Source organism: Photobacterium sp. 1_MG-2023, assembly GCF_030547945.1.
Lineage (GTDB): Bacteria > Pseudomonadota > Gammaproteobacteria > Enterobacterales > Vibrionaceae > Photobacterium.
The window spans coordinates 1-24,511 of record NZ_JAUORR010000040.1; the positions used below are offsets into that span (position 1 = coordinate 1).

The 24,511-nt window shown below is 50.8% G+C and carries 22 protein-coding genes; 4 read left to right on the forward strand and 18 right to left on the reverse strand.

All coding sequences use genetic code 11. From position 1 onward, the window contains the following. Window positions 1–345: 345 nt before the first annotated feature. Together Q4579_RS21260 and Q4579_RS21265 are read left to right on the forward strand one after the other, a co-directional pair. Window positions 346–942, forward strand: coding sequence for a recombinase family protein (locus Q4579_RS21260; RefSeq protein ID WP_303566835.1), 597 nt, complete (start codon window positions 346–348; stop codon window positions 940–942). Window positions 943–967: 25 nt separating this feature from the next. Beyond that, window positions 968–1,762: a siderophore-interacting protein gene (locus Q4579_RS21265; protein WP_303566836.1), complete on the forward strand. Its 795-nt coding sequence runs from the start codon at window positions 968–970 to the stop codon at window positions 1,760–1,762. 107 nt (window positions 1,763–1,869) lie between these two features. Here Q4579_RS21265 and Q4579_RS21270 read toward each other — a convergent pair whose 3' ends face one another. The 10 genes from Q4579_RS21270 to Q4579_RS21315 form a co-directional block, all read right to left on the reverse strand. Beyond that, on the reverse strand, window positions 1,870–2,583 hold the full coding sequence (locus Q4579_RS21270) for a GMP synthase (protein WP_303566839.1): 714 nt from the start codon (window positions 2,581–2,583) through the stop codon (window positions 1,870–1,872). A gap of 15 nt (window positions 2,584–2,598) precedes the next feature. Next, window positions 2,599–3,774, reverse strand: coding sequence for an iron-containing alcohol dehydrogenase (locus Q4579_RS21275; RefSeq protein ID WP_303566841.1), 1,176 nt, complete (start codon window positions 3,772–3,774; stop codon window positions 2,599–2,601). A gap of 21 nt (window positions 3,775–3,795) precedes the next feature. Next, on the reverse strand, window positions 3,796–5,187 hold the full coding sequence (locus Q4579_RS21280; protein ID WP_303566843.1) for an aldehyde dehydrogenase family protein: 1,392 nt from the start codon (window positions 5,185–5,187) through the stop codon (window positions 3,796–3,798). 28 nt (window positions 5,188–5,215) lie between these two features. Next, complete coding sequence (locus Q4579_RS21285; protein WP_303566844.1) at window positions 5,216–6,583, reverse strand: glutamine synthetase family protein; 1,368 nt, start codon at window positions 6,581–6,583, stop codon at window positions 5,216–5,218. A gap of 47 nt (window positions 6,584–6,630) precedes the next feature. Continuing rightward, the gene (eat, locus tag Q4579_RS21290) at window positions 6,631–8,064 is read right to left on the reverse strand and encodes an ethanolamine permease (protein ID WP_303566845.1); all 1,434 of its coding nucleotides are present in this window, start codon (window positions 8,062–8,064) and stop codon (window positions 6,631–6,633) included. A gap of 311 nt (window positions 8,065–8,375) precedes the next feature. Further along, window positions 8,376–9,332 carry a LysR family transcriptional regulator gene (locus Q4579_RS21295; RefSeq protein WP_303566846.1) on the reverse strand — a complete coding sequence of 319 codons (957 nt, stop codon included), beginning with the start codon at window positions 9,330–9,332 and terminating at the stop codon, window positions 8,376–8,378. 336 nt (window positions 9,333–9,668) lie between these two features. Continuing rightward, window positions 9,669–10,439 carry a hypothetical protein gene (locus tag Q4579_RS21300; protein ID WP_303566847.1) on the reverse strand — a complete coding sequence of 257 codons (771 nt, stop codon included), beginning with the start codon at window positions 10,437–10,439 and terminating at the stop codon, window positions 9,669–9,671. Beyond that, window positions 10,423–11,223: a hypothetical protein gene (locus Q4579_RS21305; RefSeq protein WP_303566848.1), complete on the reverse strand. Its 801-nt coding sequence runs from the start codon at window positions 11,221–11,223 to the stop codon at window positions 10,423–10,425. The genes Q4579_RS21300 and Q4579_RS21305 overlap by 17 nt, the downstream gene beginning before the upstream one ends. A gap of 277 nt (window positions 11,224–11,500) precedes the next feature. Further along, the gene (locus Q4579_RS21310) at window positions 11,501–11,848 is read right to left on the reverse strand and encodes a RidA family protein (RefSeq protein WP_303566849.1); all 348 of its coding nucleotides are present in this window, start codon (window positions 11,846–11,848) and stop codon (window positions 11,501–11,503) included. Window positions 11,849–11,900: 52 nt separating this feature from the next. Continuing rightward, on the reverse strand, window positions 11,901–12,446 hold the full coding sequence (locus tag Q4579_RS21315; protein WP_303566861.1) for a 3'-5' exonuclease: 546 nt from the start codon (window positions 12,444–12,446) through the stop codon (window positions 11,901–11,903). A gap of 171 nt (window positions 12,447–12,617) precedes the next feature. On the opposite strand from Q4579_RS21315, the gene Q4579_RS21320 reads away from it, so the two are divergent. Beyond that, window positions 12,618–13,403, forward strand: a complete 786-nt coding sequence (locus Q4579_RS21320) for a helix-turn-helix domain-containing protein (protein WP_303566850.1) — start codon at window positions 12,618–12,620, stop codon at window positions 13,401–13,403. Window positions 13,404–13,412: 9 nt separating this feature from the next. On the opposite strand, the gene Q4579_RS21325 is transcribed toward Q4579_RS21320, so the two are convergent. The 3 genes from Q4579_RS21325 to Q4579_RS21335 form a co-directional block, all read right to left on the reverse strand. After that, window positions 13,413–15,014, reverse strand: a complete 1,602-nt coding sequence (locus Q4579_RS21325; RefSeq protein WP_303566851.1) for a bifunctional diguanylate cyclase/phosphodiesterase — start codon at window positions 15,012–15,014, stop codon at window positions 13,413–13,415. Between the two features lie 288 nt (window positions 15,015–15,302). After that, a complete protein-coding gene (locus Q4579_RS21330; RefSeq protein ID WP_303566852.1) occupies window positions 15,303–16,013 on the reverse strand; it encodes a PEP-CTERM sorting domain-containing protein in 711 nt (236 codons plus the stop codon). A 291-nt stretch (window positions 16,014–16,304) separates the two neighbouring features. Beyond that, a complete protein-coding gene (locus tag Q4579_RS21335; RefSeq protein ID WP_303566855.1) occupies window positions 16,305–16,805 on the reverse strand; it encodes a copper resistance protein NlpE in 501 nt (166 codons plus the stop codon). A gap of 156 nt (window positions 16,806–16,961) precedes the next feature. Between Q4579_RS21335 and Q4579_RS21340 the strand changes: the two genes are divergently transcribed. Further along, the gene (locus Q4579_RS21340; protein ID WP_368502013.1) at window positions 16,962–17,432 is read left to right on the forward strand and encodes a GIY-YIG nuclease family protein; all 471 of its coding nucleotides are present in this window, start codon (window positions 16,962–16,964) and stop codon (window positions 17,430–17,432) included. A 2,717-nt stretch (window positions 17,433–20,149) separates the two neighbouring features. On the opposite strand, the gene Q4579_RS21345 is transcribed toward Q4579_RS21340, so the two are convergent. The 5 genes from Q4579_RS21345 to Q4579_RS21365 all read right to left on the reverse strand — a co-directional run. Continuing rightward, window positions 20,150–21,955, reverse strand: coding sequence for a pilus assembly protein TadG-related protein (locus Q4579_RS21345; protein ID WP_303566857.1), 1,806 nt, complete (start codon window positions 21,953–21,955; stop codon window positions 20,150–20,152). 93 nt (window positions 21,956–22,048) lie between these two features. Then, window positions 22,049–22,405 carry a DUF3613 domain-containing protein gene (locus tag Q4579_RS21350; protein ID WP_303566858.1) on the reverse strand — a complete coding sequence of 119 codons (357 nt, stop codon included), beginning with the start codon at window positions 22,403–22,405 and terminating at the stop codon, window positions 22,049–22,051. A gap of 29 nt (window positions 22,406–22,434) precedes the next feature. Then, window positions 22,435–23,145 carry a hypothetical protein gene (locus tag Q4579_RS21355; RefSeq protein WP_303566859.1) on the reverse strand — a complete coding sequence of 237 codons (711 nt, stop codon included), beginning with the start codon at window positions 23,143–23,145 and terminating at the stop codon, window positions 22,435–22,437. A gap of 48 nt (window positions 23,146–23,193) precedes the next feature. Beyond that, window positions 23,194–24,096 (reverse strand): type II secretion system F family protein, encoded by a 903-nt coding sequence (locus Q4579_RS21360; RefSeq protein ID WP_211651091.1) that lies wholly within the window; start codon window positions 24,094–24,096, stop codon window positions 23,194–23,196. Between the two features lie 129 nt (window positions 24,097–24,225). Further along, on the reverse strand, window positions 24,226–24,511 hold a 286-nt coding region (locus Q4579_RS21365), incomplete at its 5' end, for a hypothetical protein (protein WP_303566860.1).

The window sequence follows — 24,511 nt, forward strand, 5'->3', positions numbered from 1 at the left end:
ATTTTCTCATGCTGTTAACCCGGCGCCCTATGGATTCCCGCCTTCGCGGGAATGACGGAGGAAAAGCGGGAATGACGGTAAATAATTGATTTAAAATATTAAAAAGGTGATTTTCAGGTATCACTCCAGCCATCTCACGGTAACCACTTGTCTCCATCGTTCCCGCGCAAAATGCAGGCGATCCCATCGACCCGGTACTAGGCTGTCACGCTGAAGAAAAAACGCCAAACAGTTCATTTGGTGTTGAATGTTGATTTATGAACCACTACAATCCAATTCAAATGAGCCACACCAAATGAACCTTTCCTGAGTGTGCAACGCCGCATAAAACGCGAAGGAGTCACCATGCCCAATCTGTATGGCTATATTCGGTTGTCCCCGAAAATGACCGATCCGGAAGCCTTAGTCCGGCAAATCACCGAAGTCAGCCCTGATCTCCAGCTATTTCGTGAAACCGGGATCCGAGGCAATATTCCGGCCGAAGCACGTCCGCAGTACCGCGCTCTGTGTGAGGCGCTGCAGCCGGGCGATCAGCTGGTCGTGCGATGGATTACCGATCTGGGCTTTCACTTTGATGCCTGCCACCAGACCCTCCGGCAACTGCTGGATCAAGGCGTAATCGTCCGCACACTGACCCAGCCACTGACATTCAAAGCGGAATGCCCGATCACGGATGCCTTGCTACTGATGCTGAAAGGCTATGCCAGCTCTCAGACACAACAGCGATTATGGGCCGCTGAAGCCAGCCGTCACACACTGCGCAAAGACTCGGCCGCCTGGCAGGAGAAATTCCGGGGCCGCCGCGCAAACCATGCGCTGCATCGTGAAATCGCGCAGTTACTCCGGTCCGGTAAAACCCTGCAAAGCGTGGCCGAGGAAACCGGGGCCAGTCTGTCGACCGTCAAACGTGTCAAAGCGAAGATGCAGCAAAACGATCTGTAATATTTCTATTCAAAAGAGCCGACTCATGCAAAAACGACTACAACCCAAAACATTCACCGTGCAACAAACGTTTGACCTCTCCCCGGCGATGCGCCGTATCGTGCTGTCCGGCGAATCGGTCCGCCAGCTCCCGGCTGACAGCGCCGGACAATATGTAAAACTGCTCTTCACGCCGGACGGCAGTACCGACCTCAGTGGGCTGGCAGACGATCAGCGCCCCGTCCTTCGCACTTACACCATCAGCGAGTTTGATGCCGGAAACGACACATTGGCGATTGATTTTGTGAAACATCACCACGCAGGCGACGTCAATCCGGAAACCGGTGGCTATGCCAGCCACTGGGCGATGCATGCCAGCGTGGGGGACACCATTTCACTGGGCGGTCCAAACACGATTCAGGGGTTATCTGACGGGTGTGACTGGGTGCTGCTGATTGGCGATATGACTGCTTTGCCTTCCATTCAGTTGAAACTCACCCGCTTGGCGGCAGACACCAGGGGTTATGTGATGCTGGATCTGCACAGCAATGCAGATTTACCTGATCTCAAGCTGCCCGCAGGGATGGAACTGATTGTCCGAACCTCAGAAAGCACTGCCTCTCTGTCTGAACGCGTGAGCGCGCTGACCTGGCTGTCCGGCACACCGGCCATCTGGTGTGCGTGTGAATTCAGTCAGATGCGGGCAGTTCGTCAGCATCTGAATCAGCAGCCGGATTTTGATCGCAAAGCCTGTTATATCAGCAGCTACTGGAAGGAAGGCGTCACGGAAGACGGACACAAAGTGCTTAAGCGGGATGATCAGGAAAGCTATGCCGGATAAATCACGCTTCGAATCATTGTATACAGCACGATGCATAAGACGATGTGAGAAAGATCATGTGAATAATAACCCTGCCAGCCTGTTCATCCGGCAGGGTTTGCCCTGCTTTATGTGTTTCGAAGGAAATCCAGCATCCAACGGGTGACGCGTTCGGCATCAACCGGCTTTTGCAGGGAGGTTAAGCCGTTATCCAGCACCTCAGCCGGTAACGACGCTTTTCGGGCCAGCATCAGATCCTTTGAGTAGGGCTTACTGAATTCAGGATGCCCCTGAATCCCGAGGAAATGCGGCCCGACCTGAATCATGGCATAAGGACAGAAGTCGCTCCCGGCAAGCACCACGGCGCGATCCGGCAGTTTCACCACCTGATCCTGATGACTCACCACCAGTGATAAGGCATCTGGAATGGCCGCCATGGGCTGAACACCATCCGGCAGGGCCATTAAATCATGGGTCGCCACACCAACGCCCCAGCCCTGCGATGCCTGAGCGACCTTGCCCCCCAGCGCTTTGGCAATCAGCTGATGACCAAAACAGATCCCCACCAGCTTTTTCTGCCGTGCATCCAGTTCGCGGATAAACGCCAGCAATGGCGGGATCCAGGGTAAGTCATCATTCACACCATGACGACTGCCGGTGGTCATGTAGACATCGCATTCATCCACATCTGCGGGCAGTTCGCCATCCAGCGCACGGTAAAACACCAGCTCAAGCTGATCGTCGGCATGGTGCAGCAGTTGCTCGAACATGGCCGGATAATTGCCGTGTGCGGGTTGCAGGTCGTCGCGGACATCATCACACTGCAGAATGCCTATTTTCATCCCCATGGTGTCTCCTCAGATGCTCGCTGTGGTCAGTCGGCCTGTCACGGCATCGACAAATATCTGACTGTACACTGCCGCAGAAAATGCAATCGGATTGCCCCCGGCGGACGGATCCTGCACGGCCATTTCCCCCACCCGTCCTGCTTCTTCAACCGTGATATCAATCTCGGCCAGTGTATGCGGGATATTCAAAGCGGCGCGGAAATCCAGAATCCAGTTCAGGAAGCTGTCAAAACCCGGTTCCGGCAAATCAAGATACCGGGCCAGATGCGTGATCTTATCTTCAATCACACTGCGGTTTGCCACCAGAACATAGGGCATCAGAATGGCATTGAGCAGCCCATGATGTTTGTTGTACAAGGCGCCCAGCGTATGCGCGATGGCGTGCATGCCGCCCAGACCGCGCTGAAACGCCGTCGCCCCCATGCTGGATGCCACCAGCATTTGGGTGCGCGCTTCCAGATCGTCCCCCTGGGCAACCGCCTGCGGCAGATAAGTTTTGATCAGACGAATGCCTTCCAGCGCAATGCCTTCCGCCATGGGGTGATAACTGGTCGCACAGTAAGCCTCCAGATTATGCGACAGCGCATCCATGCCGGTTGCCGCGGTGATATGCGGTGGCAGGCCCGTTGTCACCTGCGGATCAAGCAAAACCCGGACCGGCAGCATCTGGGGATGGAAGATGATTTTCTTCACATGATTTGCGCTATCGGTAATGACCGACGCGCGGCCCACCTCAGACCCGGTGCCAGCCGTGGTCGGAATCGCAATCACAGGGGCAATGGCCTCGGCATTGGCCTGCTGCCAGTTGTCTCCGACATCTTCAAAAGCCCACAGAGGCAGCGTCTGCCCCGCCATCAGGGCGATGGCTTTGGCCGCGTCCAGACTGGAACCGCCACCCAAGGCAATGACGCCATCGAACCCGCCCTGACGATAGACCGCCAGTCCGTCCTCGACATTCTCTCCGGTCGGGTTGCCCTGAATTTTACTGAAGACTTCGCAGCCAATACCGGCTTCCCGGCACAGTGCCACAGTTTGGGTCACCATCGGTAATTCAGCCAGACCGGGGTCGGTCACCAGCAACGCCCGGCTGATCCCGGCGCCGCGGCAGGCTGACGCGATTTGATCCAAACAACCTGCACCAACAGTCATCGGCGTCGGATAATTCCAGTTTCCTTGTAAAGCCATCTTGCGCTCCTTTGTGCCGGTTTAAGCCAGTGTTTTGATATGGAAAGATTTCGGACGGGTCAGCGCATCAAAGCCCAGCACCGACAAGGTACAACCGCGGCCGGATTGCTTCACGCCGGTCCACGCCAGTCCCGGATCGAGATAGTCGCAGCGATTGATAAAAAAGGTGCCGGTTTCCAGCTGTTCACCCAGCGCGATGCCGCGCTCAATATCCTGCGTGAACAGGCTGGCTGTCAGCCCGAAATCGCTGTCGTTCATCAGCGCAATCGCTTCTTCATCACTGCTGACCTTCATGATGCCGACCACAGGTCCGAAGGATTCTTCATGCATCACCCGCATCGTGTGATCCACCTGTGTCAGAATTTGCGGCGCAAGATAAGGCGTGCCCGGTTTGCTGAGCGGAAAACGGGTTTCATCAATCTGCGCGACCGCGCCCTGTGCGATCGCTTCCTGAATCTGCTCCCGGACAAACTCAGCAGCGCTGGTCCGAACCAGTGGCCCCAGCGTCGTTTCCGGATCATCAGAACGTCCCAGCCGGTACTGGTTGACGATGGCGACCGCTTTCTCGACGAAAGCATCATAAACGGATTCATGAACATAGATCCGCTCGATGCCACAGCAGGACTGACCGCTGTTGAAAAACGCACCGTCAATGGCCGTTTCCGCCGCAACATCCAGATTGGCATCGGCGCGAATGTAGGCCGGGTCTTTGCCACCCAGTTCCAGCCCCACCCCGATAAAGCGCCCGGCAGCGGCCTGCTCTACATGCGCCCCGGCAGGGACCGAGCCGGTAAAAGCGACGTAATCCACCTGCGCCGACTGAATCAGGGCCGTGGTGCTGTCGTGGCTCAGATGCAGCACCTGAAAAACGCCTTCAGGCAATCCGGCAGCCTGAAAGGCCGCTTGAAATCGTTCCGCACACAGAGGCGTTTGCGCAGAGTGTTTCAGTATCACACTGTTCCCGGCCAGCAGGGCTGGCACAATACTGTTCACCGCGGTCAGGTACGGATAGTTCCACGGCGCGATCACGGCAACCACACCCACAGGTTCACGGGTGATGTAACGGGTAAAGCCCGGTTTTTCCGGCAGTGTGATCGGGGCCAGCGCCGTTTCACTGGCTTCAATCATAAAGCGGGCACGCTCAGCCAGGCCGCCCACTTCACCTTTGGCGAAACGAATCGGCCGTCCCATCTGCCAGCAGATCTCCTCGCCAATCACATCCCGGTTGGCTTCAAACCATTCAACGGCTTTGAGGCAGATCGCTTTCCGCTCGGACAGTTCCGTGTTGGCCCAGTGTTTCTGCGCATTACTGGCCTGCGCCAGTGTCTGCTGAATCTCGGCCGCTGTTGCCAGTTGGCGTGTGACATATACGCTGCCGTCAACCGGCGAAATCGTCTGTTGCATGTTTGTCATTACGGGTCTTCCTTTCGCTCCGTGGGCCTTAAATGATTTCGAAATAGCGGTCCATTTCCCAATCCGTCACATGTTTTCTGAATTCTCGCTCTTCCCACTCCCGGCTGGCCGCGAAGTGATCGACAAACTCATCTCCAAACATAGTACGGGCCGCCTCCGACTGCCTGAATCGCTGCGCGGCGTCCCAAAGGGTGCGGGGTAATTGCAGCGCTGGTGCATGCGTCTGTTCGTACGCATTGCCTTTCACCTGCTCAAACGGTTCCCATTGCTGCATGATGCCGTACAGACCAGAAGCCACGGCTGCGGCCAGCGCCAGATACGGATTGGCATCCGCTGCACCTAACCGGTGTTCAATCCGCTGTGATTTCTCACTGCCGGGGATCACCCGCAGCGCTGTGGTGCGGTTTTCCACACCCCAGGTGGCATCGGTGGGTGCCCAGTAACCGGGAATCATCCGGGTATAGCTGTTGATGGTCGGCGCAATCAGGCAGAGAAATTCCGGCATCAGCCGTTGTTGCCCGGCCAGAAAATGGCGCTGAATCTTGCTCATGTTGTGGGTTTGCGTGGGATCGTAAAACGCTGAAGAACCATCTTTGTTTTTCAGCGAAACGTGAATATGACCACTCTGGCCCGGATAATCGCCGGACCATTTCGCCATAAAGGTCGCCATCAGATCCCGCTTCTGTGCCAGCACCTTCATGAAGGTTTTGAACAGCGCCGCTTTGTCGGCGGCCGCCTCTGCACCATCGACGGCCAGTGCCGCTTCCAGAACACCCGGCCCGGTTTCTGAGTGGATCCCTTCAATCGGGAAGTCCATCTGTTCGCCCATTTCAAGAATGGCCTGATACAGGTTCGAATGAACCGAGTTCCGGATCATCGAATAGCCAAACCAGTCCGGCGTAATGGTTTCCAGATTTCGGAATCCTTTTTCACGCGCAGAGTGAGGCGTTTCGTTGAAGACAAAAAATTCGTACTCCAGTGCCGAAAACACCTCAAATCCCATTTCATCCGCTTGCTGCAGTACCCGGCGCAGTGCTCCCCTCGGGCAAACCTGCTCCGCGGCCTCGGCAAATTCGGCAATGAACAACAACATCCCCGGCTCTTCGTAAACCTCGCGGCAGGTGTGCGGCAGAATTTTCACCGGCGCATCCGGATAGCCGGTGTGCCAGCCGGTATAGGTGGTATTGTCATAAAGCTGATCTTTAGAATCCCATCCCAGTACCACGTCACAAAAGGCAAATCCGTTTTCCAGCGAGGAAAAGAATTTCGACTTCGACATATATTTTCCGCGCATGATGCCGTCATTGTCGAACAGGCCAACTTTGACATGTGTCAGGCCACGCGCTTCAACGATGGCCATCGCATCTGCGATTGTCTTCACTTCTCTGGCTTCCATGTATACCTCTTTTGTTTAAGTCACTCGTTCCTGAGTCTGGGTGTGAATTAACTGAGTTCAGATTCCGCGCTGGAAATCAGATCAAACTCTTCTTCCGGTGCATTCGCGACAATCCGGTGACGACTGTAGAACGCGAAGTAAGACAGCATGACGGCATAGAACAGGGCCGACCACAGCGCCGCCTGAAGGCTGACCACAAAGGTCGAGGCCAGTGCCACCAGCGACAGCACCAGCGCAATGCCGGAAGTCAGGGTGCCACCCGGCGTTCGGTAAGGACGCGCCAGATCCGGTTCTTTCCGGCGCAGCAGGATGTGCGACAGGCTCATCAGTGCGTAAGACACAGTGGCACCGAACACGGCCATGGTGATCATCAGATCGCCCTCACCGGACAGGGACAGCAAAAAGCCAATCACGCCGGGGACAATCAGCGCCCAGACCGGCACTTTGCGCTCACCGGAAAGCGACAGGAATCGCGGCAGATAACCGGCACGGGACAAGGCAAACACCTGACGCGAATAGGCGTAGATGATGGAGAAAAAGCTGGCAATTAAGCCAAACAGGCCGACAACGTTCACGAACTTCGCGGCCACAGAATCAGTCCCGTAAACCGCTTGTAATGCCCCGACCAGCGGCGCACTGTGTGATTTCATGGCCTCGGCACCTGCGCCCCCAGGCACCAGAATCAGCACAATGGCAGCAAAGACAATCAGAATCAGCATCGACGCAATGATACCGCGAGGCATATCCTTGGCCGGGTTGGTCGCTTCTTCTGCGGCCAGCGGAACCCCTTCAACAGCCAGAAACAGCCACATGGCGAAAGGCAGCGCAGCCCAGATCCCAAGGTAGCCCTCTGGCAGGAAAGCACTGGCACCGGCAACATCAGCTCGAACTGGAATATCAAAAAGGTTGTTGATGTCGAAGTGCGGCAGCATACCAAAGGCAAACACAACAATGGCAATCACGGCGAGCAGCGTAATACCCATCATGATCCGCAAGGCTTCCCCTGCCCCCCATAAGTGAATGCCCACAAACACGCAATAGAAGGCGGCATAAACGATCGGGCCATCAATCCCAATCAGTTCATTGACATAACCGCCAATGAAAATCGCGATAGCGGCAGGGGCAATGGCATATTCCAGCAAAATGGCTGTGCCGGTCAGAAACCCGCCCCACGGCCCCATGGCCCGACGGGCAAAACTGTACCCCCCGCCTGCGGTCGGGATGGAAGATGACATCTCCGCCAGACTGAGAATCAGGCAGAAATACATCAATCCCATCACGAGAGTCGCCAGCAGCATGCCGCCAAATCCAGCACGTTCCAGACCAAAGTTCCAACCGGCAAAATCGCCGGAAATCACATATGACACCCCCAGACTGGCCAGTAAAACCCAGCCAGCGACTCCTTTTTTGAGCTGTCGCTGATTCAAATAATCGTCAGAGACGGTGTTACTTTCGACTGCTTGTGTATTGCTGTCAGACATAACGGATCCTCTTCAACGTCAATCGGGTCAAAACGCTTCTTGTTGTTAATCAGTTGTTAACTTAAAGGCGCTTTTCAACCCCCGGCAACAAGAATCAGTTCTGCTAACAATGGGGTATAAATTTTCTTAATAGTAGGTTTTCCCGACCGTGCCGGGATGGTATTAATCCCTTGAATTGAAACACAAACATCTTGGTCTTTTTCTCCCTGACGCCTCACTTTTCCCCCGTCGTCCCCGCGCAGGCGGGGAACCAGTGACGTTCAAAAGACTTCCCGCACGCAATACAGCCGATGACATTCACTCGGAATAACTCATCCCGCATAGAGTTCTTTGTCCAGCCAGGGCAAGGCATCGCGAATTTGCGGTAAGAAGCGCTCGCTGATGATCTGGCGGCTGTCCTGCGCCAGAATCTGAGGCAGATTCCCCAGCTCATAATGCCGGCTGACCAGCGTCAGATTCCTGAAAAAAGGTTCATCCCGCGGCAGCGGCAGGCACGTCAGTTTTTCCCGTGTCAGCCCGCATTGAAACAGGCAGAGCGGCGTAGTGATGGTCCAGCCCAAACCTGCAGCCACACTGGAAAGCACAGCAAAGGTATTATCGAGTTGCATCCGGATCGGAATATTGAGGTCCAATCGCCGCAAATAGCGCTCGATCGTCGCACCGATCAGTGAATCTGCGGTATATCGCACAAAATCCAGCTGACTGATTGCCTGATGCAAGTTCTGAATCTGATGGGCAAACTGGCTGGGAATCACCAGCACGAAAGGTTCACGCAGAATACGGTGGCGGCTGAGGTGCTCGTTATTATCCAGCGCATCATCAGAAATAATGATATCCACATTCCGCGACAACAGTGCCTGGGCATGCATATGCGAGCGGCCGGTACTGATGCACCAGTTTTCACTATGGCGCTTGATCACTTCCACCAGAGGCTGGCCAAGTGACGTGGCCAGCGAGTCCACCATGGCGACTCGCAGCAGGTGCAGTTTCTGAAAGCTGCCTTTGGTCATCACGCCATGGGTTTTCTCGGCTTCCGCCAGCAAATGGCAGGATTGGTCATAAAAATATCGCCCCGCCACAGTCAACTCTACAGGCCGGACACTGCGATCCAGCAGCATCACCTTGAGGTTTTGTTCCAATGCCGAGAGGGTTTGCGACACCGAAGACTGTGTGAGCCCCAGCTGTGTGGCCGCCATCGTCATGTTGCCGCTTTGTGCCGTCGCGACAAACACTTCAAGCGAGCGCAGGTCAAATCCGAATCCTTTCAACGCGTTCTTCCTTTTCCATCCCTGTGACGCAGCAACATTCATTTCAGGGGCGCCTTGCATCCATCACCCCATTGTCATACTGAATACTGCGTACACCGGTAAATTTCATCAAGGTATAATAACCCATAAAAATACCTCAATATCAATGATATCGGTCACTGTTTCGGGATGATGGGAAAGAAAAACGGAGCGGTATGACTTACCGATAAAAGGATTCGCACTCAATCGTGCGATATACCGCCATCAAAAAAATGGCGGAGTTTTTTAATGTAAAATATGAGTATAATAATACGGTGCACAGTCAAATGATGTGCACCATTTAATATCAGCTCGACGTTATTTTTTTGATTGAGCACTTCGTTCATCTAAAAATTCATCAGCCGACTCAAGCTCAAGTATTTGCTCAAGGTACAATCTGATCTTCTTATACTGTGATTCACTTGAATAAAAAGAAACATAGTGGAAATCCCGCAACGCTTTGTAGGGATCGACCGCATGACTATCTTTTTCCCAATCTGGAAGAATATCCATATTATTCAGACACACAAGACTAATACCATTTTCAAATGCAGGCTCTCCAAATTCAGCCTCAATCATATATCTTAGCTCTTTCAGAAATGGAGAAACCTTTACTTTAGGGTCATTATTAAACCCAGTCATTTTGAAAGCCATCAAAGCACCTGCACCAGCTCCAACAAAAGCAAACGGCCCAACAAATATCACGGCCAGTAAACACACCACAATGCCCACATATGCGGCATAGCGGGTGGCGGCATAAAATACTTCCGGCACTAATTCAACGGTGCTGACAATGATCCCGTGTTCCGTCAATTGGCCCTGTTGACGTTCGCTCGCTTGGTAGAGGAAATAGCTCACTGGCATCATAATGGTCATGACAGGGAGAAAAATAAAATACTTTTCGTAACCATCAAAGACCAAAAGTGCAAGCAGACACATGGCCCCCATCACACAGGGTTGTATATAACGTAACCGCTGCACCAAATCGCATTCCCATTCATAAATCACGTCCGCTTCCAGCACCTGCTGAATCTGTTGTTGCTTGTATGTTTCCGTGCACTTAGGCAGGTGTTTAAACTCCCTTTTCATTATCCAACCCTGTCACTTCATTAGATGATTCTCTTGATTTAAAAAATTCATCTTCCGGAACCATCTCAATCAAACTGTCAAGGTATTGTTTCATTTCGCCATACTGAAATTCATTTGAATAAAAAGAAATATAATGGAACTTTCTCAACTTTTCATAAGGATCAGGAGCATTTTCATCCTTAATCTGGTCTGGCATAAAATCCATATTCTCTAAGCTAATGAGAGAAACACCATCTTGATAATATGATTCACTAAAATCCGCTTCTACCACGTACCTGAATCCTTTCAAGAAAGGAAAAACCTCAACCTTAGGCTCATTATTAAATCCGGTCATCTTAAAGGCCATCAAAGCGCCTGCGCCAGCCCCAACAAAAGCCAACGGCCCAACAAATATCACGGCCAGTAAACACACCACAATGCCCACATATGCGGCATAGCGGGTGGCGGCATAAAATACTTCCGGCACTAATTCAACGGTGCTGACAATGATTCCGTGTTCCGTCAATTTTACGTGCTGACGCTTGGTTGATTGATACAAAAAATAAGATGCGCTCCCCATAACGAGCCCCAACAGACCAAATGCCAGATACCACCCCCATGAATCCCCCAGTAAAACAGCGAATAGAAAGCTCATCAGGACGACACCGGATGTTTGAACCCATCTCAGACCTTGTACCAAATCACATTCCCATTCATAAATGACGTCTGCTTCAAGCACTTGCTGGATTTGCTGTTGTTTGTATTCTTCCGTGCACTTGGGTAACTCTTTCATTGCATTTTTCATTCGATACTGACCTCAACTCGAATGGAGCTGTTTGGAATATATAAATAGCGACCAAGGGTGAATAGAAAAATGTCCCTCAGAAGAAGAGAATCAATACTCGCTATGAATCACGATAACCAGCCATATTTTATCTGAATCCAGGCCAATGCAGCAGATTGCAATTCGTTCGAAAGTCCAGATGAAATCACTTTTCAGGTAGTGATAATGAAACCAGAAATAAAAGTGGAAAGGGGATCACAGAAAAGGCCTGCCGCGTGAGGGGCGGCAGGCGCGAGTATTATGCAGCGGCAACGAAGGCGATTTCGACCAGATAATCCGGATCGGCCAGCTCAACTTTCACGCAGGCACGGCTTGGGGCGCTGCCTTCTGGCAGCCAGGCATCCCATGCGGCGTTGAATGCATCCAGGTTTGCCCAGTCGGTGATATAAATCGTGACAGACAGGATGCGGGATTTGTCGCTGCCCACACTGGCGAGCATGGCTTCTGCCTGCGAGAAAACCTGCTGCGCCTGACCGGTTATATCGGCGCTGGTATCGGATTCCGGCACTTCAACGAAGTGAGCAATCCCATGAAATACAGTCACATCTGACCAACGTTTGGTCGGGTTAATACGCTGAATATCCATTCTGTGTCCTTCTTACTCAATGTAAAACGATCACGCTCAGTTGATCTGTATGTTATTTCGTTGGCGCGGGAAACATCAGACGAGCCAGCCGGGCAAGGTTGTATGCATCCACATAACCGGAATGCTGACGGCCTTCCCATTCCAGCCCGCTCATGGCCATGGCGGCGCGCAGGCCGATACGCTTATTCTGTACGTGAGGCTGCAGCTTAAACAAAGTCGCCAGATTCAGGTATTCCCGGAACGGGACTTCCAGCCCTTTGGCTTTGCACTCGGCGCGTAAAATGGCATCGTCCCGGCCCCAGGCCGCATAAATTTTATGACGTCCGCCGAACTTTTGCTCCATGGCTTTCAGAATACTGGCAAGCGGTTTGCCGTTCTGTGCGACCACTTCAGGTTTGATCCCGGTCAGCTCGGTGCAAAAAGGCGAGATTTCATCTGATTCCGGCTGCACAAAATACTGTGCGCGGCGTGAAATCGTGCCCTTTTCCAGATTCAGTTCTGCAACGCCAATCTCAATGATTTCGCCGGTGCGGGCTTTGCCGTCTTCATTCCAGCAACACATTTCAAGATCAAAGCAAACGATGCGGGTGTAATTCATATGGATCCAGATTCGTTCATCAGTCCCATTCAGGGCAAAACCTGTGGCTGATAGAGTCTCAACAAAGCGGCGAAGCATAGCATGTCTGCGCATTCGCTTCAGCCCTTGCCAATCAGATCCCCCGCATTTACTCTTGCAACTGTCCCGAATGCGTATCAGAGCCGCCCTCTCATGAAAAACGTCTACCGCCCTTTGTTTGATGATCACAACCCGCCCGGTGAGGTGTTTTTCGGCCATCAGGCGTTTTTACCCCACACGACCACGCCAGTGCACACGCATCCGTGGGGGCAGCTCCAGCTGATCAGTGGCGGGATTCTGGAGCTGAATGCCGACGGAAAACGATTTCTCTCACCGTCTCAGTACGCGATCTGGATTCCGCCCGGCATCAGACACGAAAGCTATATGCGCCGCAGCATGAATTACTGCTCGATGAACATCGTGAATCCGCTGGCGCAGAAATTACCAGCCTATCCCTGCCTGCTGGAAGTCACGCCAATCATTGAAGCGATCGTCAGCGATTTACGCAGTCGCCAACTACAAGTCGCACAAACCGAGTCAGACAAACGCCTCATTGCTGTTTTACTGGACCAGCTCCAGCAGGCGCGAGTGCATGATCAGTTTCTGCCGAGCAGCGAAGACAAGCTTCTGAAACCTATGTTGCGGGCGCTGGAAAAGAATCCGACCGATCCAACCACGCTGGCAGAATGGGCCAAGAAACTGCACACCACAGAGCGGACACTCGCTCGGCACTGCCAGCAAACTTTAGGCATGAGTTTTATCGAATGGCGGCAGCGGAGAAAATTTATCTACTCGCTGCACTTATTGCGGAAAGGTTTATCTGTCAAAGAGATTGCGCTGACGCTGGGTTATCATCAGGCATCTCCCTTCATCAGCTTGTTTAAAAAGCATGCGCAATGCACACCGGAACAGTATCGTCAGAAGCAAAACCGACAATGACAGCCGTGATCAGCTGCCCATGGCCTGATCAGGCTGGTTGAGTAATAGTCGCCCTGCCGCATGACGACTGAGCGGATGCCCCAGCAGGAAGCCCTGCCCATGGCGGCAACCCAGAGAGGAAACCAGAGCCAGCTGGCTTTCGTCTTCAATCCCGACCACAGCCACCTGCATCCCCAGACTTGCGCTCATTCCCACCACCGACTGAATCATCGCTTTGTTTGCCTCAGATCCCGGTAAGGTGCCGATGCAGGCACGGGCCACTTTCACTTTATCGAACGGAAAATCGCGCATAATAGTCAGACACGCATTGCCGTTCCCGAAATCATCCAGCACCAGCGAAACACCCAGATGCTTCAGATCCTGCATGATGGCCCGCATCAGATGCGGATCCTGCTGCACGGTTTGTGCGGTAAATTCGATTTCCAGCCGTGCCGGGTTCAAACCCGATTCAGACAGCGCGTTTGCCACTGACTGACGAAAGGTTTCATGTTTCAGCTGCTGCACCGAGATGTTAACCGACACCCGCATCTCTTCCGGCCAGTCCATCGCTGCAATACAGGCCTGTTTCATGACCCAGTCGCCCAGTACCTGGATGAGTCCGGCATCCTCGGCGACCGGAATAAATTCCTGCGACGAGACCATGCCTTCCCGTTGGTGCCGCCAGCGAAGCAGCGCCTCAAAGCCCTCAATCTGGCGGGTTTTCAGGTCGAAAACCGGCTGATAATAGGGTTCCAGCAAATCCTGTGCGATGGCTTTGCGCAGATCTCTTTCAAGCAACTGACGCTGCTTCAACTGTTCGTCCATCCGGGTATCGAAAAAGGCGAATGTCGAACCGCCATCCATTTTCGCCCGGTACATGGCCGTGTCGGCAGCACGCAGCAAATCAACCGGCTCAATGTCATGATTCGACATCGCGATCCCGATACTGACGCCAGCCAGAATCTGCTGCCCCCGGATATGGTAGGGCTCCGACATCGCTTTGATGATGCGCGATGCCAGCGCGGAAGCCTCGTCCGGTTCCTGCCCGCCAATGTGAATCAGCGCAAACTCATCCCCGCCCAGCCGGGCAATGGTATCGTGCATCCGAAGCAGGTGTTTCAGCCGGCCCGCCGTGGCAACCAACAGTTCATCGCCGACAATATGGCCGTACGCATCGTTGATTTGTTTGAATTTGTTTAAATCCATCATCAGCACAGCCACACAGGCATCGTTATCGCCAGCATGTTGCAGGGCCTTTTGCAGTTGTTCAGAAAAGTAGAGCCGGTTAGGCAGTTCGGTCAGCGGATCATGCATGGCCAATTGATACATGGCCGCTTTGTCGCGTTCTCCGACTTTGATCTCATCTGTCATCTGGCGGATTCGGCGCCAGCTCAGGCCAACCAAAGCAATGGGTAACACAAGCAATAAAGAAATGAATGCACCCAAACCGAATGCATGATACTGACTCACCCAATGGGTGAAATGTTCAAACCATTCAAACTGACTGGCCAGGATCAGCCAGATGATGGCAAAAACAGCCAGTTTGATCAGTGTTCGTTTGACAAACAATGAAAGAATTAACGATAACACGCCGACCTGACGGCCAGCCCTATCCTGCGCAGATTGACTCATAAACGGATTACCCTCGTCCCAAATGTCACTGACCCGTATCACCAACTGGGTGGAAACTGTGATTCCTGTTCTCTTTTTGATTTCTGTTAAAACAATTTATAGTTAACACGATCACAATAACGTGAAAATGACACTTTTATTTTAGGCAAAATTCCCTGCGATGTGGCACTTCTTTGTGAAGTATTTCGTGATATCGATGCAACTCCTTACAGTCATTCAATAAAAAAACCGGCGTGCATCAAGCAACGCCGGAACAATTGAGTAACAGAGGTATTACGGATAGTGGTATTACGCCATCAATGGCTCTTGTTGGGAAATTGCTTTGCGACGCTGGCGCCAGCCAAGCATCCCCAAACCTGTGGTCAGCAGCAGCAAGCTGGCTGGCTCCGGAACTGGGTTTGGATCGCCAGGGCCGCCATTACCGATGGTGTAATCAATGCCAGCAATGTAAAAATCAGATAGCAGCGCCGCTGAAATCACGATATGGCTGACGTTATCTTCACCATCAAAATCCCAGTAGGAACCATCCCAGTTCAGCGCATCCGGTGTCAGCGCATCCAGCAGTGAATCCAGGCTGAGCAAATCCGTGTTCAAACCCAGCTCAAGCTCCGGAAAACCATCATCAAACAGATAGGCCGTGCCGGATTCCAGCAAGCTATAGTCATTCAGGAAAATACCGTTCACAGTCACTGGCTGAGCAAAACTCAGCACAACAAATTCCCAGCCATCTACTTTGTCGTCGTCGTCGAAGAGGGGTTCCGCGATGTTTTCAATCAGGCCTGTCGGGATAGTATCAACCCCTATCCCAAAGCTATTTTGAGACAATTGCACCAAGGCCGGATCCCCTGTCACGAGAGACCCTGTCTGAATGTTGCCGGTAATATCCAGAAAATACCGGTACGCCGAGAAAGTAATGTCTCCGATGGTCGTACTCTGCTGGCCATTCAGACCGGAATAGGCACCATCAGTAAAGTCGATCTGGGCTGCCGAGACACTCATTGAGCCTCCGAGGAGGCCAAGGGTGAGCAACCCTGTTTTCAGCAATGATTTCATGTTGTCGCTCCCTACCGTGTATGTCGAGTTGTGTTCGCAACATGAAACTGCATCTTGCATGCCAAAATGTATCTCACTGAAATACAATCCATTTTATGAAATCATTTTCCGAATTGTAAAAAAGCCCGACATTTTTCCGGGATTACTGGGCAGAAGTGTAAAATTATCTGACTCAGAGACAACAATGCCGATCAACTCACTGGGAATTGACCAGCATTTGCAAAAGCAGGGAGGGGATTATTGCGCGTGTTGTTTTTGCAGCACGTACATGTCAGCCAGATTGCCGGTAATGCGTTTGCCTTCCCGATCCAGCCTGAACAACTGGTTTTCGCCAACGAAGAATTGAATATCATCCCCGCTGTCATTGGTTAAGGTGATGGTATTACCCGCGTCATTCCAGGTAAATGCGCCCTGATGACGGAACTGACCGTCTTCTTCATAGCCGAGATAAGTTTCTGTCAATTCAAAGGTTCCATCCATTCCCAGAACCAAAACCGTTTCAATTCCTGCACAATCTGCACAGGGAATCGTGCCCGCGTAAGTGCCGTTCCAATCCAGAGAATTCCGGGCATTGTGTTCTGTGTCCACATAAACAGATTGCGTTTGTTCCTCTGCCTGAACCGCCGCTTGTGCTTTATCTTGTACCGCAGCCTGATCCGAGCTTGGTTGATCACAACCTGCCAGTGTCGCCGCCAGTCCCAATCCAATCGCCAGAGATAACAGTCGCTTCGTTTTCATAATTTCTCCTGAAAAACTCAACTCACCTGGCCGCTATGGAAGCGCCCATCAGGTGTTTTCTGAGAACTTGGACTCGCGTTACACAAAAAAGTGCCCGAGAATTCACGCCGCAGTCAAACAGAAATGGCTGGTGGGACATTTCAGGTGCTCCGTGTCGTGGATCAGAAAAACGTGAAACCTGAGATTGTTGTTGCACAATCATCTTCGCGACAGGTTCTTTCATCAGCAAAAGGGGTTTGCATCATTGAGATGTCTTCGTTTCATATAGCCCATCCTCCATCATTCCAGCGAATCAAAATGGTTAAAGTACCTTGTGTTTATATCCTTGCCAGCAAACGAAACGGAACTTTATACATTGGTGTAACCAGCGATTTAATCAAACGTGTATGGCAACATCGCACTGATATGACAGATGGCTTTAGCAAAGCACATCAGGTTCATCGTCTTGTTTATTATGAAATCGCTGAAAATATGACCTCAGCTATCTTGCGGGAGAAACAATTGAAGAAGTGGCGGCGGCAATGGAAAATCAATCTGGTTGAACAAAATAACCCCTGCTGGCGAGATCTCTTCCTTGAAATTGCAGGATTGACATCTTCCCGGAAGGTCAACAATTCATCTGATTAGAATGCCTTCATTCATGAACAACTCCCGCACATGAAAAATACTCAAAACAGTCATTACCGTACATTTCCCTTCGCATCGAAAATAATCAAACTCGTCATTTCTGAGCAACTAAAAACCACACCAAAATACTCAATACCGTCATTCCCGCGAAGGCGGGAATCCATAAGGAACCGGGCTAAAAACACACGACAATCATCATTGAACAGATAAAATCACAGCAAGGTTCAGGTCATTCTATAGAATCGTTCACAGCACTCAAACGAAACTCCAGCGCATCAACGTCACTGGATTCCCGCCTGCGCGGGAATGACAAGGGTTTGATATTTTCTGTTGCGGGTAAGATTTTAAAACCCCGTTATCTTTGTGATGAAAGATAGAATATTCACGATACAATAAATACAAAAAACGTTATTTGTGAGCAACTAAAAACCACACCAAAAATACTCAATACCGTCATTCCCGCGAAGGCGGGAATCTATAAGGCACCGGACTAAAAACATACGACAATCATCATTGAACAGATAAAATCACAGCAAGGTTCAGGTCATTCTATAGAATCGTTCACAGCACTCAGGCGAAACTCCGGCGCATCAACGTCACTGGATTCCCGCCTGCGCGGGAATGACAAGAGTTTGATATTTTCTGTTGCGGGTAAGATATTAAAACCCCGTTGTATTGATGATGAAAGATAGAATATTCACGATAAAACAAATACAAAAAACGTTATTTATGAGCAACTAAAAACCACATAAAAAATACTCAATACCGTCATTCCCGCGCAGGCGGGAATCCATAAGGAACCGGGCTAAAAACACACGACAATCATCATTGAACAGATAAAATCACAGCAAGGTTCAGGTCATTCTATAGAATCGTTCACAGCACTCAAACGAAACTCCGGCGCATCAACGTCACTGGATTCCCGCCTGCGCGGGAATGACAAGGGTTTGGCATTTTCTCATGCAGGTAAGTTTATAAAACCCCGATATCTTGGTGATGAAAGATAGAATATTCACGATACAATAAATACAAAAAAACGTTATTTATGAGCAACTAAAAACCACACCAAAAATACTCAATACCGTCATTCCCGCGAAGGCGGGAATCCATAAGGAACCGGGCTAAAAACACACGACAATCATCATTGAACAGATAAAATCACAGCAAGGTTCAGGTCATTCTATAGAATCGTTCACAGCACTCAAACGAAACTCCAGCGCATCAACGTCACTGGATTCCCGCCTGCGCGGGAATGACAAGGGTTTGATATTTTCTGTTGCGGGTAAGATTTTAAAACCCCGTTATCTTTGTGATAAAAGATAGAATATTCACGATACAATAAATACAAAAAACGTTATTTGTGAGCAACTAAAAACCACACCAAAAATACTCAATACCGTCATTCCCGCGAAGGCGGGAATCTATAAGGCACCGGACTAAAGACATACGACAATCATCATTGAACAGATAAAATCACAGCAAGGTTCAGGTCATTCTATAGAATCGTTCACAGCACTCAAACGAAACTCCGGCGCATCAACGTCACTGGATTCCCGCCTGCGCGGGAATGACAAGGGTTTGATATTTTCTGTTGCGGGTAAGATTTTAAAACCCCGTTGAATTGATGATAAAAGATAGAATATTCACGATAAAACAAATACAAAAAACGTTATTTATGAGCAACTAAAAACCACATCAAAAACACTCAACTTCGTCATTCCCGCGAAGGCGGGAATCCATAAATAACCGGACTAAAAACATACGACAATCATCATTGAACAGATAAAATCACAGCAAGGTTCAGGTCATTCCATAGAATCGTTCACAGCACTCAAACGAAACTCCGGCGCATCAACGTCACTGGATTCCCGCATGCGCGGGAATGACAAGGGTTTGGCATTTTCTCATGCAGGTAAGTTTATAAAACCCCGTTGAATTGATGATGAAATATAGAATATTCACGAGACAAAAAACACAAGAAAACCCATCATTTCTGAGCAACTTAAACCACACCAAAATACTCAATACCGTCATTCCCGCGAAGGCGGGAATCCATAAAGCACCGGACTAAAAACATACGACAATCATCATTGAACAGATAAAATCACAGCAAGGTTCAGGTCATTCTATAGAATCGTTCACAGCACCCAGACGAAACTCCGGCGCATCAACGTCACTGGATTCCCGCCTGCGCGGGAATGACAAGGGTTTGATATTTTCTGTTGCGGGTAAGATATTAAAACCCCATTGTATTGATGATGAAAGATAGAATATTCACGAGACAAAAAACACAAGAAAGCCCATCATTTCTGAGCAACTTAAACCACACCGAAAATAATCAACACCGTCATTCCCGCGAAGGCGGGAATCCATAAGTCACCGGGCTAAAAACACACGACAATCATCATTGAACAGATAAAATCACAGCAAGGCTCAGGTCATTCTATAGAATCGTTCACAGCACTCAAACGAAACTCCGGCGCATCAACGTCACTGGATTCCCGCCTGCGCGGGAATGACAAGGGTTTGATATTTTCTGTTGCGGGTAAGTTTATAAAACCCCGATATCTGGTGATGAAAGATAGAATATTCACGATAAAACAAATACAAAAAACGTTATTTATGAGCAACTAAAAACCACATCAAAAACACTCAACTTCGTCATTCCCGCGAAGGCGGGAATCCATAATTCGCCGGATTCAAAGCACTTCAAATCATTATTGGATCAAATTACCGCCATCAACTTCGATGGATGTAACGAAGACATCGGCGCTCCCCACTTGAATGCCCAATACATCGGATAGGATTGGTTCTAAAACAGAAAGCAGCAGGGAATTCAATAAAGTAGCGACCAACGGTAACACAGTATCCGTTAACAAACTGAGCACTAAATTTAATACAGCACTGATCAAACCAATATCTGCGACATTCAGCTCGGCATCTAATTCAATGTTACTTAACGTGTCGCTCAATGTTGAGCCAATCGGCGGACTGACATTCCCGATCAATTGTGGCAACTCTAATTCAGGATCAACGGTATGGCTATGGGTGATGTAATCTGATGTTGAAACAGGAACATTTGCAGTAATATCAATCTCAACAGGAACCGTTACAATTGGTAAAACCCTCACGTACGCCCCGATTGTAATGGGTTGAGTCACATCACCAAAATCAGTAGCATCATTCGGCGGCCCCCCATCCCCAACTTTAATTAATGCGACTGATGGCTTGGTTGCAAAGCTCATCGAAACGCCATTCCCGCTTAATAGCTGGCAGCCATTGGCATCTAATAACTGAGTTTCCGCTTTTGCCACCTCTGCGCTCAGGCCAATAGTACCGACATTTAACGCAAGAAGACCAAGATCCAAACCGCCCCCAAAAAGTGTTGCTTTGAGTTTCAGTTCAACCTGCGACGTCGAGACCGAAGTAACAAAGCCATCTTCAGATTCAGCAGGGAGAACCCCCATCGTAAACTGAGGTGGCTCAATCACCTTCAGCGCAACAGCCAGACCAGCAACCCCTAAATCGACATCAAGATTCGGGATCAATAAAAAGTTATCTTTATTCGACGCATAAATCGCACCGGAAACCAGATCGAACAAAGCAATTTTACTCGCTAATGCCGCACGACGAATTTCATCGTTCATCGCTTCGTTAGATCCTGCTGCCAACGTAATGATGTCAGACAAAGCCAAAGATAGTGTCGAAACTTGTGCCAAGCTTTTCATCTGGGTTAATGCAGGTAAAACCCCCGCATCCAGCACATCATATTCGCTAACTGCTCGGATATTTGCTTCGATGAATTGCGCGACTGTTAATTGTGTATCCAGAACCTGTTCCAGCGTCCCTGCCGACAAATCAACGGCAAGCAGCCCCATATCGTTCAGTGCACTCAATAAGCCAGCAAGACGGACTTTGGTATCGGCAAGCCCCTGATAGGAGCCAATCGCTAAGCTTCCACCCAGTGCAGCACCCAGCACCGAATTCGTTAAATCGACATCAACCGTTCTTGAACCAATCCCAAAACCAACAGACATTCGCTTCATGACCGTAGCCGACGCAGAAAGTGTCACATCGTCGTCGTTTAACGCCTGTGCGATGATACTTGCGGGTATCGTTTTACTCAGTGTGACTTTCCCGGCTGATTTAACGGCATTACTGGAATCAAACGTCCACTGGGATTGTGCCTGATCAATGCTTGCAGCACCGAAAGTCACATCGTATTGATTTGCATCCGGATCGAAACCATTTTGCTGCAAGTTACTTTTAGCCTGAGCAATCAAAGTCTGTTTCTTGGTTTCATTACTGCCATCAATATAACAAGCCCCTCGCCCCAGACTGAGTGCGGCCAGATCTGCCTGTTTCTGCAGTTGGCGCTTTTCCATGTACAGTCGGCCGGTGTCGACGGCCAGAGACAGGAACAGCACCATGCTGAGCATCAGGAGAATCAAGCCAGCGCCGACGGCGCCGCGCTGGCGGGATTGCGATGACAGACGATGAAAAGATCCAGATGAACCTAACATAATTTCGCTCCTTCCCGGCTGGGAATGACAGCTTGGGTTTGGTGTTCACTCCAATCTTCAGACGCCCGCCTGTGCGGGCATCCGAATCCTGGCTCAGCTGCCACCGAATTTATCTTTAATGAATTTATCCGGAATTGGATGACTGAAGCTTTGCTGCATGCGCTCCTGGGCCGCTTTGGCGGCTTCCGGGGTTAATGTATCGGTTTGTGACGTCGCCATCTGGCCACGGGTCTGCATGTTCAGCCAAAGCTGTGTCATATGCTTCCGCTCAGGTTTCACCACAGGCTTAAGCGCCACTTTCGATTGTTTCGGATAAGCGCTGATCTCACCAAGCGTTTCAGAAACAGGGTCCGGATTCACTTTGTTCGGCGGAAAAGTGGCTGCCTGAGCCCCGCCAACCAGAAATGCAGTGCCCAAAGCCGCCATCAGTACTTGCTTCATTCCTTTCATCACGTCACTCCTCTACCTGCACGGTTCCGTTACGATGGATCCAGCTGCAGGGGTTGAAATACAGAAATCGCATCCATCATTTCCCGGTGTTCAGATTCACTCCACTCGAAACGGGATGCCAGGGTCGCGGCAGCCTGTTTCTGATTGGTTTTCAGCAGCACAAACCACAGATTTTTAGCCGCATTCTGATGCTGCGGATTCAATTCCAGCGCCGTCATCAGTTCATCCCGGGCTTTCTGATCTTGCCCGGTGACCAGCAGCAGAAAACCAAAGTCATTCCGGACATCGGCTTCCACGGGCGCTGCTTTTGCTGCTTTTTCCATCCATTTCATGGCGTCTTCCATGTGGCCCTGATAAGACGCAATCAGCCCGAGACCATGATAAGCATCCCCCGCCAGACACGTCTTCACCATCCCCTGATAAAGCCGGGTTGCTTCGTCCCATTTACCGAGTTTCCGATAGCTGTCTGCCCGCATCATCTGGACGCTCAGGCCATCCTCTTTCAGCTCATCCAGCGACGCCAGCGCCAGATAGTACTGGCCCTGATCGATTTGCTGCTTCACCATCGACAGCTTCATGCCGTCTTTCGCGATCAGCGTTTCACCACAGGCACCGGACTGAACCGGCTTATTGGCCGTCACTCTGGCACTTTCTTCTTCTGGTGAGGCACTGCAACCGGCCAGTACGGCAACCAGCAATCCACTCAGCCAGACGGTGCGATATGTTTGACTACTTCTCATGATGTCATCCCTGTCCTGTTCTTGATTCCTGTGCTCATCACCACGGGCTCACGAGCCACCAATCGCCTGAATCAAAGCCATCATTCCCGGCCCCGCCAGCACCACAAAGAGTGCAGGAAATAAAAACACCATCATGACCACCGACATTTTGCCGGACAGCTTGGTGACTTTTTCCTGTAGCTGTGTGCGTCTTCTGTCCTGAAGTAAGACGGATAACTGATTCAGAGACGCTGACATATTCCCACCGGTTTCAGACACCTGTGCCAGCATGGTCAGCAAGTCTTGCATGCCTGCCGAATCATTCACGCGGGCGATTTCACTGAAGACGGAAGCCCGCTCCTGTCCGGCTTCAATTTTACTGAGCGCCAGTTTGAGTTCCTTGTTCAGCTCCGGGGTCAGCTCGGATAATTCGCGGGATAAGGTTCGGAGCAGACTTTCCAGCGACAGACCCACATCCCATAAAATTTTCATCACCTGCAGGCCGATAATGAGCTCTTCTTCAATCATCTGTGTCCGTTTCACGGCTTTTTTCTTCAGCCATTGAATGACCAGATAAGCGGTGCCCATTGCGCTGATCAGCATCAGGCTGATTTTGTGATTCGCTGAGGCATCGGCCTGAATCAGCTGACTGGCAAAAACCAGCTGAATAGCGCACCACACCGCAGCCAGACGGAAAATACACAGCGTCTGCTCCCGGTTGGAGATGTAACCCGCTTTTCGCATCATCTCCAGAATGTCATTCAGGGAGGTTGCATTGCTTCGTTTGGTCTTGCCCCAGAGGCGCTGCCCGCCACGGATAACACGTTCACCGGCACGCGGCTTTCCCAGTGATTTCGCCAGATTGTCTTCAACACTGCGTGCTTTTTGCAGTTTCATGGACCAAAACAGCAGCCCGGCACCGACAATGCTGAACAAGAGGCTGGTGATGATCAGATAAGCTGTGGTTGTCATACGCTTTCCCTGCCTGTACTTCTGTTTCGCGCTTCTAAAAACCTTTGGCGCATCAACGTCACTGGATTCCCGCCTGCGCGGGAATGACGGCTGAAATCCCGTGCCTGTTTCAACCCCAAGTGCCTATCGTTACTTCGGTGCATCAACGTCACTGGATGCCCGCCTGCGCGGGCATGACGGCTGAAATCCCGTGCCTGTTTCAACCCCAAGTGCCAATCGTTGCTTCGGTGCATCAACGTCACTGGATTCCCGCCTGCGCGGGAATGACGGCTGAATTCCCGTGCCTGTTCCAATCTCAAGTGCCAATCGTTGCTTCAGTGCATCAACGTCACTGGACTCCCGCCTGCGCGGGCATGACGGCTGAAATCCCGTGCCTGTTTCAACCCCAAGTGCCAATCGTTGCTTCGGTGCATCA